This window comes from Pseudomonas sp. 300, from assembly GCF_055803035.1.
On sequence record NZ_JAVLRV010000001.1, the window covers coordinates 288,008 to 303,119 of the forward strand.

The 15,112-nt window shown below is 53.5% G+C and carries 13 protein-coding genes and 1 tRNA gene; 2 read left to right on the forward strand and 12 right to left on the reverse strand.

Annotation, left to right across the window (positions count from 1 at the left end):
- Positions 1-70 precede the first annotated feature (70 nt).
- From Q7W83_RS01370 to Q7W83_RS01385, 4 genes are all read right to left on the reverse strand, one after another.
- Positions 71-421 carry a hypothetical protein gene (locus tag Q7W83_RS01370; protein ID WP_473655577.1) on the reverse strand — a complete coding sequence of 117 codons (351 nt, stop codon included), beginning with the start codon at positions 419-421 and terminating at the stop codon, positions 71-73.
- Between the two features lie 80 nt (positions 422-501).
- Entirely contained in the window at positions 502-1,656 is a 1,155-nt protein-coding gene (locus Q7W83_RS01375) for a tyrosine-type recombinase/integrase (RefSeq protein ID WP_473655578.1), read from the reverse strand.
- Positions 1,657-1,826: 170 nt separating this feature from the next.
- The gene (locus tag Q7W83_RS01380) at positions 1,827-2,195 is read right to left on the reverse strand and encodes a hypothetical protein (protein ID WP_473655579.1); all 369 of its coding nucleotides are present in this window, start codon (positions 2,193-2,195) and stop codon (positions 1,827-1,829) included.
- On the reverse strand, positions 2,173-2,727 hold the full coding sequence (locus Q7W83_RS01385; RefSeq protein WP_473655580.1) for a hypothetical protein: 555 nt from the start codon (positions 2,725-2,727) through the stop codon (positions 2,173-2,175). Before Q7W83_RS01385 ends, Q7W83_RS01380 begins: the two co-directional genes overlap by 23 nt.
- A 425-nt stretch (positions 2,728-3,152) precedes the next feature.
- Here Q7W83_RS01385 and Q7W83_RS01390 point away from each other — a divergent pair, with 425 nt between their 5' ends.
- Entirely contained in the window at positions 3,153-3,614 is a 462-nt protein-coding gene (locus Q7W83_RS01390; RefSeq protein WP_473655581.1) for a hypothetical protein, read from the forward strand.
- 184 nt (positions 3,615-3,798) lie between these two features.
- Here Q7W83_RS01390 and Q7W83_RS01395 read toward each other — a convergent pair whose 3' ends face one another.
- From Q7W83_RS01395 to Q7W83_RS01430, 8 genes are all read right to left on the reverse strand, one after another.
- A complete protein-coding gene (locus Q7W83_RS01395) occupies positions 3,799-5,625 on the reverse strand; it encodes an ATP-dependent nuclease (RefSeq protein ID WP_473655582.1) in 1,827 nt (608 codons plus the stop codon).
- 329 nt (positions 5,626-5,954) lie between these two features.
- Complete coding sequence (locus Q7W83_RS01400) at positions 5,955-7,010, reverse strand: BsuBI/PstI family type II restriction endonuclease (RefSeq protein ID WP_473655583.1); 1,056 nt, start codon at positions 7,008-7,010, stop codon at positions 5,955-5,957.
- Between the two features lie 95 nt (positions 7,011-7,105).
- On the reverse strand, positions 7,106-8,611 hold the full coding sequence (locus Q7W83_RS01405; RefSeq protein WP_473655584.1) for an Eco57I restriction-modification methylase domain-containing protein: 1,506 nt from the start codon (positions 8,609-8,611) through the stop codon (positions 7,106-7,108).
- 451 nt (positions 8,612-9,062) lie between these two features.
- A tRNA-Phe gene (locus Q7W83_RS01410) sits at positions 9,063-9,138 on the reverse strand.
- Positions 9,139-9,241: 103 nt separating this feature from the next.
- Entirely contained in the window at positions 9,242-9,514 is a 273-nt protein-coding gene (locus tag Q7W83_RS01415) for an oxidative damage protection protein (protein WP_010464608.1), read from the reverse strand.
- Complete coding sequence (gene mutY, locus Q7W83_RS01420) at positions 9,511-10,578, reverse strand: A/G-specific adenine glycosylase (protein WP_150639927.1); 1,068 nt, start codon at positions 10,576-10,578, stop codon at positions 9,511-9,513. The genes Q7W83_RS01415 and mutY overlap by 4 nt, the downstream gene beginning before the upstream one ends.
- Positions 10,575-12,800: an AsmA family protein gene (locus Q7W83_RS01425; protein ID WP_473655585.1), complete on the reverse strand. Its 2,226-nt coding sequence runs from the start codon at positions 12,798-12,800 to the stop codon at positions 10,575-10,577. The genes mutY and Q7W83_RS01425 overlap by 4 nt, the downstream gene beginning before the upstream one ends.
- Before the next feature lie 77 nt (positions 12,801-12,877).
- A complete protein-coding gene (locus Q7W83_RS01430; RefSeq protein ID WP_150631816.1) occupies positions 12,878-13,282 on the reverse strand; it encodes an acetyl-CoA sensor PanZ family protein in 405 nt (134 codons plus the stop codon).
- Between the two features lie 223 nt (positions 13,283-13,505).
- On the opposite strand from Q7W83_RS01430, the gene Q7W83_RS01435 reads away from it, so the two are divergent.
- Positions 13,506-15,112: OFA family MFS transporter (locus Q7W83_RS01435; protein ID WP_473655586.1), on the forward strand; the 1,607-nt coding region annotated here is incomplete at its 3' end.

Consider the following 15,112-nt stretch of genomic DNA (forward strand, 5'->3'; position numbering starts at 1 on the left):
CTTTTAAATAAAAAATAAAAAAGCTCAGCAATTGCTGAGCCTTTTCACTTCTTTCTATGACGTCACTTTCTTAGCGCTGGCATCGTAATGTGCCGGCGCTTTCCATTTTGTTAGCTTCAGCTTTCTCGGTTTGCGCCAGGTACTTGTCGAGCTCCGCTTCGGTGGCGCGTTGCCCATTCATGCTCGCTTCCAGTAGGGCGGTGGTTTTTGAGTGTTTCAGGGTCGAAGCGATATCTCGGTAGCTGTAAGGCTGCATCGATCGGCCTTGGTCATTGCTGACGTAGCTTGTGCCACCTCGGTTTTCACAGTTTTTGGCGAAGTACTGCATCCCCGAAAGTGACATTAGGCTACTGGCGTGAGACTGAACGCTGATCGATAGCAGCGATGTGGCGACGGCGGTAGCAAGAACGATTTTTTGCATGGTGAACTCCTGAGGGGATGTTGAGTGTCGCGGTGTTGTAAGCATGACGAGGTCGCCCGACAGGACGTGTCGGGGATTGGCTAAGTGGTTGCGGTCACGAGGTCACTGACCCGATTGGAGGCCACCCGCAGGTTCTCGGAAGCGAGGTGGGCATAGCGCTGGGTGGTTTTGTTACTGGCGTGCCCCAGCAGGTGCTGAACTTCATACAGGCTGGCCCCGTTGTTAATGGCCAATGAGGCGAAGGTGTGGCGCAGGTCGTGAATGCGTAGATGAGTCAGTCCGGCGACCTTCAACGCTCGCTGAAAGCATTTACGGGCGTTGTTGAGTGGCTTGCCGGGTTTAGCACCGGGGAAGAGATAATGGCCGCAACTTCTTCCGGGCAATTCGTTGATGACGGCCAATGCCGTTTCGCTGAGCATCACAAAGCGTTGCCGTCCGCTCTTGGTGATTGGCAGGTTCCAAAGCAGCCGTTCCTGATCAATGTCTTCCCATCGGGCCTGTAACGCTTCTTCGCGCCGTACACCGGTGAGCAGCATCAGCTTGATGGCTTTGGCGGCAATCTGGTTTTGCTCGGTACTGAGGACCGCCCACAATCGCTTAGCCTCATCAATGCTGAGGAAGCGCTGCGATTGGTTGTTCTCGGTGTGCATACGAATACCCGTCGCCGGGTTGGTGTCGAGGTAACCCCATAAGATGGCGAGGTTGAAACTCCGCTTGAGAAGGGCGAGATGTCGGTTGGCCGTTGCTGGAGATCTGCGGCTGATGAGTTCGTCGTGGTAGCGTTGGATCTCCTGTCGGCTGATAGAGGTAAGCGGGCGAGCACCAAACATCTCGAAGAGATGGGTTTTGAACTTTGAGTCATCGCTGTTAGCACTGCGCTTGCTGGCGTAGGCGTGGGGCAGGTAGTGGTCATCGATGAAGCGGCGAAAGGTCATCCCTGATTCGACAAGCGTTTCTTGCGGATCAATGCCGTTTGAAAGTTGAGCCCTGTGTTTGAGCGCCAGCAAGCGGGCATCGGCGACGTCCAGCTCACCATAATTCCCCAGCTTCATGCTTCGCTGTCGCCCGGCATGTCGGTAGCGCAGATAGAAGAACTTGCGTCCTTGTTTGTTGATCAGCAGTTTTAGGCCTGAGACTTCAGTGTCGGAATACTCACTCTCCCTGGCCTTGGCATCGGTGGGTTGCGGTGGCAGGGCGTCAATCACACGCTTGGAAAAGCGGATGAGTTTGCTCATAGGGCACCTTTTCTGACGCGCGTTTGGACTATCCCTGAGTCAGCTCAGAAAGCTGAGCCAGGGAAGTCATCAGTGGTCGGTGTTGTTGGGTTAATGGGATGGTTAACTTGGTGCTGCGGATTGCGCCCGTCGCTCCGGTGCATTTCCGGCGCTTTCGGTAGCTGTGCCTGTCAATGCGAACTCCATTGCGCGAGTCGCGAGCTCAACTCTGATCGAAGATTGAGTGCTTTCGGAATCAGTACCTCCACGGAGAGCAGGTCAGACAGGAGGATGACTGCGGTATAGAAATGGCCGTGGTCTTCGACGACTTCAAATGAAGCGACTGGATCATAGGGACTTTGCAAGAAGCTTCTTACGCCGAGGAATAGCCCTTTGTCGTAGGGGTCATCGCCTTCGCCCCAGACGGCAAACCAGCCGAGTTCATCGGGTTGCCACTGTGTGCCATAACCTTGTAGAGCCCGAAACTGGTTCTCTACCCATTGGCGCATATCGTTGTCCAGGATTTGGGCAGTCGCTTCACTCTGACGAATCAGCAGCATGCTCTGTCTCCTGGGTTTTCCCTTGCTCCGTGTTTGGCTCCGTCGAGGAGTTGTTCGCCTGCGCTGTGGATAGGATCGGCTTACCATCAAGCCGAACACGCATAGGCTTACCTTTGAGTGCAAGCACAGCTTTTTTCCAGCTGCTAGCGTCGTCAAGCACACGCAATTTGGATTCAAGCTTCCCATCTCTGCCCAGTAGCTTTTCAGCCAGTAGGGCGGCAGCAAGGAACGGAGCGTTATTGCTGGAGCGTCCTGTAAAGACTGGTAGGAGTACTTTGCTTGGGAACGCTTCTGCCCGTTGACCTAGGCTTTCCAGTATTTCGAGGAGGGCATCGGTATTGATCCACTCTCGGCTGAAGTAACCTTGACTGCCACTGTCGATCAACGCAATGAACACCTGTTTTCTGTCGGTTGAAAGGGCGAGTTGATAGGTGATCTTTCCTTCGGCACCGGAACTCAGTTTTGATGCTTGGGCTTCTTTTACCGCGATGAGATCCATAAAGCTGGGTTCGACGGCTTTGGTTCTGCTCATATTATTTCCCAAGTGTGTCGACGTGACGGGCTCAGTGTCCGCTCAGGCGGGTTGACGGCGTGGTCACGTTGATTAGTCTATTTTGAATACCCTCCAATCGCTTAGATAAGGGGGTATTAACGAGGTTAAGGCTATGAAGCCTGTGCAACGTGGGCTTTAGTGTGAATGCGGTTTAAACGCCTACTTTTCGCGGCAAAACGTACAGAACAGATCGTAGATACTGATGGCGGCTTGAACTCGCGGGTCAGGGATGTTTCGGCCTGTATCAACGGCGCTGGAAATCCAAGGGTTTTTGCATGTGCACATAGATATCTCCTGAATACTCACCCGACAGAGTGTTGGGATCATAGAAATATATCTGCGTGAATTTGGCGTAAATACGTTTTGCTCAGGACTTACAGGGGAGGAGTGGATGCACCTGTTTTGTGCAGGATATTCAGGGCTTTTATTTTGGGGCTGATTTTTTTGAACAATACTATAGGGGGCTTACAAAAAGTGGCCCGGCATTGAAAGAGCTACGAAAAATGAAAGATGTGATGATTTATGAGTTGGTCAATACTAAAATACGTGATGCGCTTGATTTGACCTCAGTGGAAAATTTGATATGGGAGTCGATTGCTTTTACTTATCCCGAGGCTACTAATATCGTGGTTTTTGACAGTTTTTATAGTTTTACAATTCCTGTGTTATTAAAGGGCGATAAAATTAAAAAAGCTCAACATTTAGGTCGAGTGATAGCGAAAAAAATGCCAGCGCTTGCCCAGTTGGCGATGCGTAGCTATGAGTCAAAAGATCACGCAAAAAGTAACCAATTGTTCAAGGCGGTGAAAGGGGCTCGGCGTTTGGACTATTGCCGTACAAAGCTTGAGGAATCAGGGGTGTACTAAAGTTTATTGGTGATTTTTTAACTTGCTGTCTTGGTGCAAAGGATAAATATTGCTGTGAGATGTCATGCATCCCACAGCAATATGGCGACGGGTACTTCATTTATCTTGACTGATTACCTTAGCGGATACGCATAAGGAATACAGTTGCACTGCCACAGGTAGTTTTCTTTTGGAGTTAATGGCTTTAGGCCTGAATAACAATTGCCGCATCCCAATCAGTTACTCGTTGGTCTATTTCTTCAATTGAGGTCCAGGCGACAGCTCCATTTGGGAGTTGAACGCCATTAAGCTCTAATATGCCATCAAGTAATTGTTTGGTTATATTAAATGCGGCGGGGTCTGATTTTAGGTGGTTTATGCAATTTTCTGGTTTTTCACTGTCAACTACCTCCGCAAAATATGCTTCTTCGAAATTGACGATTGATGCAATTACACGAGAGTTTGCGGACATCTGGTTCAGTATTTTTTCGTTATTCGTCCATGCTGGATTTCGGATGTCCGTGATTCGATAGACAGTCGTTCCGTTGATGCTTGCAGCTCTATCCTTGACTTTTGACTTTGTGCGTTGACGGTCAGTGTCGTGAAGCACGTAGTAGCGAGCTTGAAAATGATTCAGAATTTTCATCATTGAAGCTACGGTGACTTTCCCCCTTGCGCGAATTATATTCAGGTCATGGTAGTCATTGTTACCAATTTCTAGCTCTTTTTGCTTTATGTAATTGAATGCCGCGTATTCGGTGTCCCCTTCAACTACTAGTATGTTTCCGCCAAAAAAAGCATCGGAAACATGGGAGTCAAAAAGGTTTATAAGCTTTAGATTTTCTTTGTCATCTTCGTCCAGTTGGGCTTGGGATGGACGGAATAAAGTGGTGGCCTCAATATGATCCTGTGCGTTCTTCTCCACCCTAATGATAGTCGTATGGTCTTTGCTTAGGTCGATAAAGCTAGGCGAATGAGTCGTTATCATTACCTGCCAGTTTTCATTATCTGGTAAGGAGTATAGGACATCACGAGCATTCTGAATTGCCTTGGGATGGAGGCTTACTTCGGGCTCATCCAATAGCAAAATGTGAGCAGTGTTAGGGCCTACCGGCTCGTGCAGTGTCTTTGCTTTACCTGAGGCAGGTCTTGCGCGAACACCTTTGTCGGCTAGCAATTTTAATATAGTCCACAGGGCTGTTCTGCGAGTTCCACTGCCTTGCTTTTCTAAAGGTAGAGAAACTCCATCTATGAGCCCCATCTCGATATCGAATTCTTCACCTAATAAGTCAATTGCAATTGGTGCCGTACTTTCCGGTGAAATAATCTTCAATTCATGATTGGGAAATATTTTTTCTAGGATTTGGTTTGCTTGCTCTTGAATTACCACCACGCTTGCTTGTTGGGATATCTTGGATTCATTGCGTAGCGTTATGAGGTTTTGGACAATTGTATCGTAGCGTGAGAGTTCATCATCTTCGTTTTGCTTTAGAGTTTTTATATTTTCTTCGAGGACTGTTTTTAGTAAGGATGTGATTGCTTTTGCTTGTACCTCTGGGTTGTCAAAGGTATTAACTCTATGAGGCTTCGGTCGGCGGGATTTTGCGACGTTATTTGCTCCCCATGGCATGGTCTCACCATCTGCTGCGATAGCCCATCGTCCATGATTAATATTGAAGCCGATTCGTTTTGGTTCGGCGTTGACGTTAGTCCAAGTCCACTTCTCTTTGATTAAATACTTCCCATCACCTAATACTGTGCACCAATTTTCGCCGGGTTTGTTTTCGTCAGTGGCTATGGAGTGAACCTCAATTTCAGGCAGGTTCTCTGGAGAAACAATTCTATTATGGAATTCATCTTCGTTCAGTTTTAGGCTGTCGGCTACAACTTCAAATGCCCTGAGTATTGTACTTTTCCCAGCATTGTTGGCGCCAACCAATATCACAATTTTATCGATATCAATTGAAATTCCTTGTGCGCCAATACAACCGAAGTTCTTTATCTTAAGAGTTGTTATTTGAGGTGTTGGCATTTCCACATCCTTGTAATTTTTGAGTGAGACGGACTGTGATGTCAGAGACTATTGCTTTGAAATCATGCTGTCTACGTGCTCAGCTCAAAATTAGTTAAGGCTTAGAGGGGTTGCAGGTTGTTTATGGCTTAGATGGATTCTGATGGGGAGACCTGCACCGAGGCACGGATTAAAATAGCCGTAAAGCATAGAAGATCTACGGCGGTTTGCAAGTTGTGTAATTGTGTGATGAGTATTAGTTTGCGCTAGGCTTAACTTTTCCTAATTACAAAATAAACCATAGAAGGAAAAAGTTAAGCCATATTTAGATATCGCTGCCTTACCGAAGATCAGGCCTTGCTCAAGATTTCGAGTCTCACAAGAAGTTCTGGTTCACTTCTGAACCATATATCCGAACCTCGTGCGATTTCACTGATCCTTTTTTTGAAGGGGGAAGAGTTTCGGTCCTCAAATGCGGTTATCATTCGGACGTGGCTCTCTGGAATTCCTGCATCAGCAGCAATCTTTAGCAGGGACTCCTTACGTAGCTCAGTAATGGGGCCGTCACTGTGCACGACTTCGATGAATGTAAGTCGAAGTCCATCTTTATGACCCGTGTCAGCAGCCACAATATCAGGTAGTTCCGCAGACGAGGAAATATGCAAATCAATATCCTCCGCCTCCCCTGAAAGCTCTCGGAATGTTTTTCTTTCTGACGTGCTTATATGAACAACTACTGGTTCAATCATGATCAGCTTAAGTAACTCTTCGCAAACGTCGCGTGTGATTACAGAAGCCTCACCAGGTGGTAAACGTAAAGTAGTGCCGGTGGTCGGTAGCGTGACTGCTACTTGACCTTCTTTGGCTCCAGTTCTTCTGAGAAGGCGCATTCTTTTAAGAATCATTGGATCTAGGTTCTGTTCCTGCCAGCGTCCAATGAGTTCGGTCAGACTTGCGTCATCAATTGAGGGGTCAAAAAGTGCTGCGAATTTTTCTGCTAAGCAGTAGATCGGTGCAGGAGAGGTCGTTGGCACCCCTTCACGTTTTACGATTAGGCCAATTGGTATTGCCCTGTTTCTGATTAAGTCGTCTCGAAGCGGCTCTCGGGTATTGTCGGCATACCATTGATCTACCGCTTTGTACCCTGGTGTGTGGCATGTCGCGATCCACAGGAGTCGTTCCTCATTGGAGTTCTTCTCTGACTGAGGATGCCCAAACCGAATCACCGTCGAGGGGCGAAAATAACGCTCCATGCCTTCAATAAAGGCGCCATACAGGCATACAAAAACCATTCTTGTTGCCATGTCGCCGACCAATATTGAGCGGTCCGGAAAAGTCTCAGGGAAAATCAAAGCGAGGCGATCGCGTACAAATGGGAGGGAAACAAACGGCGGAAGGCTGGACATCAGGATTCTCCTCATTGGGTGTGAGAAGAATCCTATCAATGCATTTTGTTAGCTGCAACTAAAATAAAATAACTTCAGCTCTGGAGTGGATTTTTCTATAACGCAGCTATGGCCTGTCTTATCTCTAGCACCATCGTAACGGCTTGATCTGCCTCAGCTAGTGTCGGCGTATCAGGTAGCAGATTCCCTATAGCTACAAGCGATTCAAGTGATGGTAGGCGGAGCTTCCGCAGCTCAGTTGCATTCACTTGCGTGCTACCGGAAACCGCTCGGAAATGGGCGTCTACTACGGTGCTGTTGAGAAAGGCTGCGAGTCCTATGGTCTCCGAACGAGTGAGCTCTCCTCCTGGGCGGTGGATGTAATTCAGATGATTTTCTAGGCCAATGAACTCGCCAGGCAAGCTCCCAGCAAGGTACGGAGCTGCTGTCACCCGCCTAATATCCTCTTTGGGGCTGAAGCGTCGCATGACCACGTAGTTGGTGTTTCTTAGGAGCATCCAAGCGCTAGCCGCAGTGGAGAGTATGTGCTCGCGTTTTTTCTGTATTGGCCATCTGATGCCCGTATGTTTTACGTGCTGCATCCATAGCAACGGAACAGCTCCTCTGGCAAAGGATTCCAAAATGAATTCTTTGGAGCGAAATGGGACTACTGGACCAGTCGATACCTTGAGTCCGAGTGTGGCCAAGGTGTCGTGCCACTCCTCAAAATCATTTCCAGCATGATTTGCCCCCGCTGCCACCGGAATAGCGATTGTCATTTGGTCATCGTTGGCGATCACCTCGGTGGTTGGAATCGCGAAGAGCTCGGCGTCACGTAGGTCCAAGACTCCTTGACTCGTACTGAAGGCAATTTCTCCAGCGCGTAGCGGTTGAGCCGTAGCCCAAGCTATTACGGCCTCTTGTAGGATGGTGTCCTCGTAGAAGTGAGCTTGGCGGCTCTCAAAAAGATGCAAGGCATCGATGTGAAGGAAGTGAAGTAGATGCCTTCTCACAGCGGCGAAATAGGAGCCGTTGAGCCAGGATCGCGGGGTAATGAAACACCAGCGTCCTGTTGGTTTGATTAGGCTGGCGCAAGCTGCTTGGAACAACCCGTAGATATTTGGTTGGCCATAGACCGCGTAGCTATGAGCCTTGGCTCTAGGATCCACCTTGTTCAGCTTAAAATAGGGAGGGTTAGCTATGCAGACATCGAACTGCGGCCTAGCAGATTGCGCTAAAGGAGATAGCAGAAAGTCCCCAATTACGATGTGGCACGAAAGCGTCACGCCTGAGTCTTTTGCGGCTCGCCGTAGACGGTCAGCCAAGCGCCTCAGATAAGGCTTGAGTCGTGTATCTATCTCGTAAAGTGTCAGCTCTATACGAGAAGGGCGCTCTTCGCGCCTTAGAAGCTCTTGCACGACGGCGGCAGCGAGTATTCCCGCTCCTGCTGATGGCTCTAGGATGCTAACGACATCAGATAATATCCCGGTAGTTGCCCGCTGCGCCATGAACGTAGCTATAGGAGGAGGGGTCATGAACTGCCCCAGGCTCTTCTGCTCATCTTTGCTAAGAGACGAGACAAAGGCTTTTCCATTTTGGTGTGCAAACTGGGTGATTGGCATCGTTTTCTACGTAAAGAGAGAGTGGTCTGCTACTAGTCGGCTTCTAAGTCGCAGCGGAATTTTGCCTTCTTTCACCCTCTCTCAGGGAAAGTTTTCGCATTTTTTGCGACCGAGCGTTAGGCAGTCCGCGCATACCGCGTGACTTCTAAGCGCCTGGAGTGCGAGGCGCTAGAGAGTGCTCGGAGGCCCTGTGGCGTGCCTGGGGGAGCGAAAGGGCTGCGTTGGGGCGGACTGTATTGCCGACGCCTCAGCTTGTCTGAGGGAGGCTCTCAACCTGACAATTTAAATCAGGTTAAAACTATTCAGTTCTGGGTCCGGTACCGAAAGTCCGTTGAACGGCCTTCAATCACACTCCCGAAGCGCCTTGGTCCAGAAATGGTCCAGCGACTATAAAATCGCAGGCAATAAAAAACCCCAAGGACACATTGTTCCTTGGGGTTTCTCGGTATTTTGGTGCCCAGAGACGGAATCGAACCGCCGACACGGGGATTTTCAATCCCCTGCTCTACCGACTGAGCTATCTGGGCAACGGGGCGCATTAAACTGGTTTTTCAGGGGGTCGTCAAGCAAGTTTTCAAAAAATATTTAATTATTACCGTCGCTTACGTTCCGACCCTCGAAAATGCAGGATTACTCAGCCGGCGGAACGTAGCCGTCAGCCTTGGCGTATTCCTCGCCGGAGAAGTACTTGTCCATCTCGCCCTGAAGGTATTTGCGGTCTTCGGCGTTCATCATGTTCAGGCGTTTTTCGTTGATCAGCAGGGTCTGGTGTTTCTGCCAGTCGGCCCAGGCCTTGGCCGAGACGTGGTCAAAAATGTCCTGACCTTTGGCGCCCGGGAATGGAGCGCGCTCCAGAGCGGGCAATTCTTCTTTGTACTTGCGGCACATGATGGTGCGGGTCATGACGACTCTCCTGCGTTCAATACGGCGGCCGCGCGTTCGAGCAAGGTTTTGACCGGGGCGGCAAGGCCCAGGCGCGGCGGGGTGGCGAGGTTATACCAGAGCCAGTCGGCCTCGGCCACGTGATGGCCGGCCTCCTGGACCTGAACCAGCCAGGGTTCGATGGACAACTGAAAATGACTGAAGGTGTGCACTAGGCTCGGCAACGCCTGTTGGCTGCCCAGTTCCAGCGAGTGTTGCGAAGCCAGATGTTGCAGGTCGTCGAGGTCGTCGAGTTCCGGCAGGCTCCAGAGGCCGCCCCACAAGCCCGTGGAAGGGCGACGGTAAAGCAGAATCGCGCCTTCGCCGTTGGCGAGCATCGGCATCAGCGTACGCTTCTGTGGCACGGCTTTGCGCGGTTTGGGGACCGGGTAGCGGGTTTCCAGGCCGAGCATGTGCGCTTCACAGCCCTTTTCCAGCGGGCACAGCAGGCAGCTCGGTTTGCTGCGGGTACAGAGCGTGGCGCCCAGATCCATCATTGCCTGGGTGTAGGCGTTGACCCGATCATGGGGCGTGAAGCGCTCTGCGTTCGCCCACAGCTGTTTGGCGACCTTCGGCTCGCCTGGATAACCCTCTTGCGCCGTAAACCGCGCCAGGACGCGTTTGACGTTGCCATCGAGGATCGGCGCCCGCAGGCCCATGCTCAGGCTGGCGATGGCGCCGGCCGTGGACAGGCCGATCCCCGGCAGCTCAACCAGTTTTTCCACATCCCGCGGAAACTCGCCGCCGTACTCGGCGACGACGATCTTCGCGGTCTTCTGCAAATTGCGCGCGCGAGTGTAGTAACCGAGGCCGGTCCACAGGTGCAGCACTTCGTCTTCCGGCGCGGCGGCCAAGGCTTCGACCGTCGGCAGCGAGGCCATGAAGCGGTCGAAGTAATTCAGCACGGTGCTGACCTGGGTCTGCTGCAACATGATTTCCGAGACCCACACCCGATACGGTGTGATGCCTTGTTGCCAAGGCAAGTCGTGGCGGCCGTGGCGGTCGTACCAATCCAGCACCGCCGTTGAAAACTGCTCGGATCTCATCGCTTGAACAGCCCCTTCAATGCGTTTTTCAGTTCAGGACTGACTTTATCGCCAAGCTTCTCGTCGATTTTTTCGCTGATTTTGTCGCCCGCCAGTTTGGTCGCGACCTGGCCCATGCGCTCGTTGTCGAGGCGGCAAGCCTTGGCGCCGAGCTCCAGCGGGCCACGGCAGCGCAGCGGCCACTCGATGCCGACAAACTTGTCGCCGACCTGACAGGCCGGATCCGGCATCGCACCGGTGTCACCTTCGACGATGATGCCGACGCGGTAATCCATACCCAGCACCCGCAGGTCGACGTCGCCGTCACCCTTCACGGTCATGCCCGGGATGCGCACTTTCAGGTCCGGGTTGCTGGCCACGCCGTTGCGGAAAGTCAGGTTGCCCTTGAGTTCCTGAAATGGAGTGTCCTTGCCGCGCGGCTCGCCGCTGAGGGATTTGCGGTTGAGGGTGGCGATGCCTTTGCACAGTTGCTGTTCGAGGTTGGCATTGAGCAGCACGCCGTTGTTGATGACGAAACTGGCAGTGCCGTTAAGGGTTTCGATCAGCGCTTTCTGGCTGTTGCCATTGCCGGTCAGGTTGCTGTCGAGCGTGACCAGGCCTTTGACCGGCGGATTTTTACCCTGGCTTTCGAGGATTTTTTCCACAGGCACTTTGCTGATGCGCGTCTGCATGTTCAGCGCCGGTGTCTGCTGGCGCACGTCGAGGGTGCCCTTGGATTCGAAGTTGCCGTCGTACAGATCGCCGCGCAGGTTCTCGAGGGTCAGCAGGCCTTCCTTGCCAGTGGCCTTGAGCGCCGCGTTCTGGATCGGCAGTTTCTCAAGGGTTAACTGGCCAAACGTCAGGTCGGCGTCCACATCAAGTTTGCTCAGGCGTTCCACCGGCAACAGGCGCTCGCTGCTCCACGCGTCTTTGGTGGGCTTGTCCGGCAGCGGTGTGCTGCCCGCGCCGGCCATGGCGTCGGCTTCGGTGCTGGCCACTTCGGCCTGGCGCACTTGCGTCGCACTGTTGGCTTCGGCGGATTTTGGCGGCAGGTAGCGGTCGACGTTGAAGGTGTCAGCCTTGAGCACGGCGCGTAGCGATTGCTTGGCGAAATCCTCCACGGCGATGCGGCCGGTGAAGGTGCTGTCGTCGACTTTCAGGTTGATGCTGTCGAACACCACGCTGGTCGGCGTGCCGGCAACGCGGCTGACCAGTTCTACTTTGCTCAGGCTGCCTTCAGCCATTGCCGGGAGTTTCTGGCCGATGCTGTCGACGAATTTCGCCAGGTCGAATTGGGCAATCGAAATGCCACCGTTGATCTGCGGCGTCTTGTCGAGGTCGTTGACCTTCAGTTCGCCGAGTGCTCGCAACTGGTTGGCGGAAATCTTGATGCCAGTCCATTCGGCGACGTTCGCCGCTTTATCCAGTAGCAATTGGCCCTGGGCTGCGAAAGTCATGGTCTTGCCTTGCAGCGGATCGCCGGCGACTTCGCCGGACAGCTTCATGTCTTCGAATTTGTAGCGTTGCAAGGCGCGTTCAAAGCGCAGCTCGCCATTGAGCTCGGTGCGTACCCGCAGAACAGGCTGATTGGTGCCGAGGAACGCGGTGAGTTTGACCGGAATGTTGGTCGAATCGTGGACCGGCCCGGTGCTCAGCTGGATGCTTTCGGCGCTGAAATGCTTGCCGGTTTTCTCGTCGCTGTATTCAACGCGGGCGTTGTTGACGGTCAGGCTGTCGATGTCCAGCCGAATCGGCTGCGCCGGTTTTTCCACTTGAGCGGTGGTTTCCGGTGCAGGTTCGCCAGGCGTGACGGGAGGCGCAGTCGGATTGGCAGTCGCCGGCACCTTGCCGATGTCTTCCCAGTTGCCGTGACCGTCCTTGTCGCGGTTAAGGCGCAGGTTCAGGCCTTCGACGCGTACATCGCTCATCTGCACTTCACGGCGCAGCAGTGGCAGCACACGCACTGACAAACCGAGCATCTGCAAGTCAGCGAACGGTTCGGTGGGCTTGGCCAGGGTCGCGACACTGGCTTCGTGCAATTCCAGGCCGAGCCACGGGAACAGACTCCAGCCGATGTCGCCATTGAGCGTCAGCTCGATGTGGGCCTTGTCGCGGGCAATCTGGCGAATCTCGTCTTTGTAGTCGTTGGGATCGAAGAGGTGGGTCAGGGCAAAGCCCAGCGCCACAATGATCAGCAACAGCCCGAGAAGTACCAGACCCAGGATTTTGCCGAACGCTTTCATGGGCGAGTCCTTGTAGTTAGTCGACTTCGAATTTAGCCGAGGAGTATAGCGCTCCGAAGTGGACGACCGGTCAGCGATCAGCCCGGCAGCACATCCAGCGGCACTTTAAGTTTGGCCGCCAGTGCCTGTGACTCAAGGTGCCCGGCAGGCGCCAACAGACGCAAAGTCGCACCCGATTGCGACGCCAGTTTCTGCGCTTCGTTCACCAGCCGTTCAGCAACCCCACGACGACGGGTGATTTTTCGTACACATAATTGGGACAGATGCCAGACGTCCTGGTGCTTTTGCAGGCGTGCCGCACCCAACAGACGTTCATTGAAACGCCCGGCGATCAACGAGCCGTCCCGCAGGCAGGCTTCGATCAGTTGCAGGTCACTGGCAAACGGCGCGAACAGCCAATCCGGCGCGTCGCGGTAAATCTTCTGCAAATCCTGCTGGTCCTGATAGGTGGCTTCGTTCAGCAGCTCGACGATGACAGGCATGGCGGATCCTTCAGTGGTACGAGATCGGATGACTTTTAAAAAGGTGATATCAGTTTGGCTTTTCTGTCACGTGCAAATGGTAACCTCTGCCAGTTCGTCCGTCCTTCTGTGACGTGATGTCGCACCGATATGGAGCTTCACCTCAAAAAACAGTCATGCGTGCGCATAAAGGCTGGGGGTGAGCAGTGGCTGGCGAACCATACTAATAATTGGGGGATACACAATGACCACGAGCATCACGGCGGACGGCCTCAATGCCGACCAGCCCTCGTTCCTGTCCAAGGAACGCATCATCGCCAAGCCCGGTTTCAACCGATGGCTGGTGCCACCGGCCGCGTTGGCCATCCACCTCTGCATCGGCATGGCTTATGGCTTCTCGGTGTTCTGGCTGCCACTGTCCAAGGCGCTGGGCGTGACCAAGGCAGTGGCCTGCGCACCGGACATGAGCTTCATCTCGCAAGTGTTCTCGTCGCAATGCGACTGGCCGATCTCGATGCTCGGCTGGATCTACACCCTGTTCTTCATCTTCCTCGGCTGCTCGGCAGCGATCTGGGGTGGCTGGCTGGAACACGCCGGGCCGCGCAAGGCTGGCGTTGTGTCGGCACTGTGCTGGTGTGGCGGTCTGCTGATTTCGGCGTTGGGTGTGTATACGCACCAGATATGGCTGATGTGGATCGGCTCCGGGGTGATTGGCGGTATTGGCCTGGGCCTGGGTTACATCTCGCCGGTCTCGACCCTGATCAAGTGGTTCCCGGACAAGCGTGGTATGGCAACCGGCATGGCGATCATGGGTTTCGGTGGTGGCGCGATGGTCGGTGCACCGCTGGCCGCCGCCCTGATGGGTCACTTCGCTTCCGCAGACAGCGTGGGCGTGTGGCAGAGCTTCCTGGTGATGGCCGCGATCTACTTCGTGTTCATGATCGGTGGCGCGCTGTCCTACCGCGTTCCGCCAACCGGCTGGAAGCCTGAAGGCTGGACCGCTCCGGCGAAAAAAGCCTCGAACGCGATGATTACCCATCGTCACGTGCACGTGAATGTGGCGTGGAAAACTCCGCAGTTCCGTCTGGTGTGGCTGGTGCTGTGCCTGAACGTTTCCGCCGGTATCGGCATCCTCGGCATGGCTTCGCCACTGTTGCAGGAAGTGTTCGCGGGCAAATTGCTCGGCACCGACCAGACGTTTGGTCAGTTGGACGCTGGTCAACTGGCTTCGATTGCCGCGATTGCTGCCGGTTTCACCGGTCTGCTGAGCCTGTTCAACATCGGCGGGCGGTTCTTCTGGGCGTCGTTCTCGGATTACCTGGGCCGTAAAAACACTTATTTCGTGTTCTTCGCCCTCGGTTTTGCGCTGTACGCGTTGATCCCGAACCTCGGTCACCTGGGCAACGTTGCGCTGTTCGTGGCGGCGTTTTGCATCATCCTGTCGATGTACGGCGGTGGTTTTGCGACGGTTCCGGCTTACCTTGCCGACCTGTTCGGTACGCAAATGGTAGGTGCGATTCACGGTCGTCTGCTGACCGCCTGGGCTGCTGCAGGCGTGCTGGGTCCGGTGTTGGTCAACTACTTGCGTGAGTATCAGCTGAGCATTGGCGTTGAGCGCGCCGCAGCGTATGACATCACGCTGTACATCCTCGCGGGCCTGCTGGTGCTGGGTTTTATCTGCAACCTGCTGGTGCGTCCGGTGGCCGACAAGTACTTCATGACCGACGCTGAACTGGCCGCCGAACAGGCGCTGGGCCACGACAAGGGCGCTGACAGCAGCACCGTGCTGGAGTGGAAAGCGGCGCCGGGCACCAAGCCGTTGGCGATTGCTGCGTGGCTGGTGGTGGGGAT

Bases quoted from the DNA above. Each gene is read 5' to 3' on its own strand.
- Q7W83_RS01370 (WP_473655577.1), bottom strand. From the start codon at position 421: ATGCAAAAAATCGTTCTTGCTACCGCCGTCGCCACATCGCTGCTATCG.
- Q7W83_RS01375 (WP_473655578.1), bottom strand. From the start codon at position 1,656: ATGAGCAAACTCATCCGCTTTTCCAAGCGTGTGATTGACGCCCTGCCA.
- Q7W83_RS01380 (WP_473655579.1), bottom strand. From the start codon at position 2,195: ATGCTGCTGATTCGTCAGAGTGAAGCGACTGCCCAAATCCTGGACAAC.
- Q7W83_RS01385 (WP_473655580.1), bottom strand. From the start codon at position 2,727: ATGAGCAGAACCAAAGCCGTCGAACCCAGCTTTATGGATCTCATCGCG.
- Q7W83_RS01395 (WP_473655582.1), bottom strand. From the start codon at position 5,625: ATGCCAACACCTCAAATAACAACTCTTAAGATAAAGAACTTCGGTTGT.
- Q7W83_RS01400 (WP_473655583.1), bottom strand. From the start codon at position 7,010: ATGTCCAGCCTTCCGCCGTTTGTTTCCCTCCCATTTGTACGCGATCGC.
- Q7W83_RS01405 (WP_473655584.1), bottom strand. From the start codon at position 8,611: ATGCCAATCACCCAGTTTGCACACCAAAATGGAAAAGCCTTTGTCTCG.
- Q7W83_RS01415 (WP_010464608.1), bottom strand. From the start codon at position 9,514: ATGACCCGCACCATCATGTGCCGCAAGTACAAAGAAGAATTGCCCGCT.
- mutY (WP_150639927.1), bottom strand. From the start codon at position 10,578: ATGAGATCCGAGCAGTTTTCAACGGCGGTGCTGGATTGGTACGACCGC.
- Q7W83_RS01425 (WP_473655585.1), bottom strand. From the start codon at position 12,800: ATGAAAGCGTTCGGCAAAATCCTGGGTCTGGTACTTCTCGGGCTGTTG.
- Q7W83_RS01430 (WP_150631816.1), bottom strand. From the start codon at position 13,282: ATGCCTGTCATCGTCGAGCTGCTGAACGAAGCCACCTATCAGGACCAG.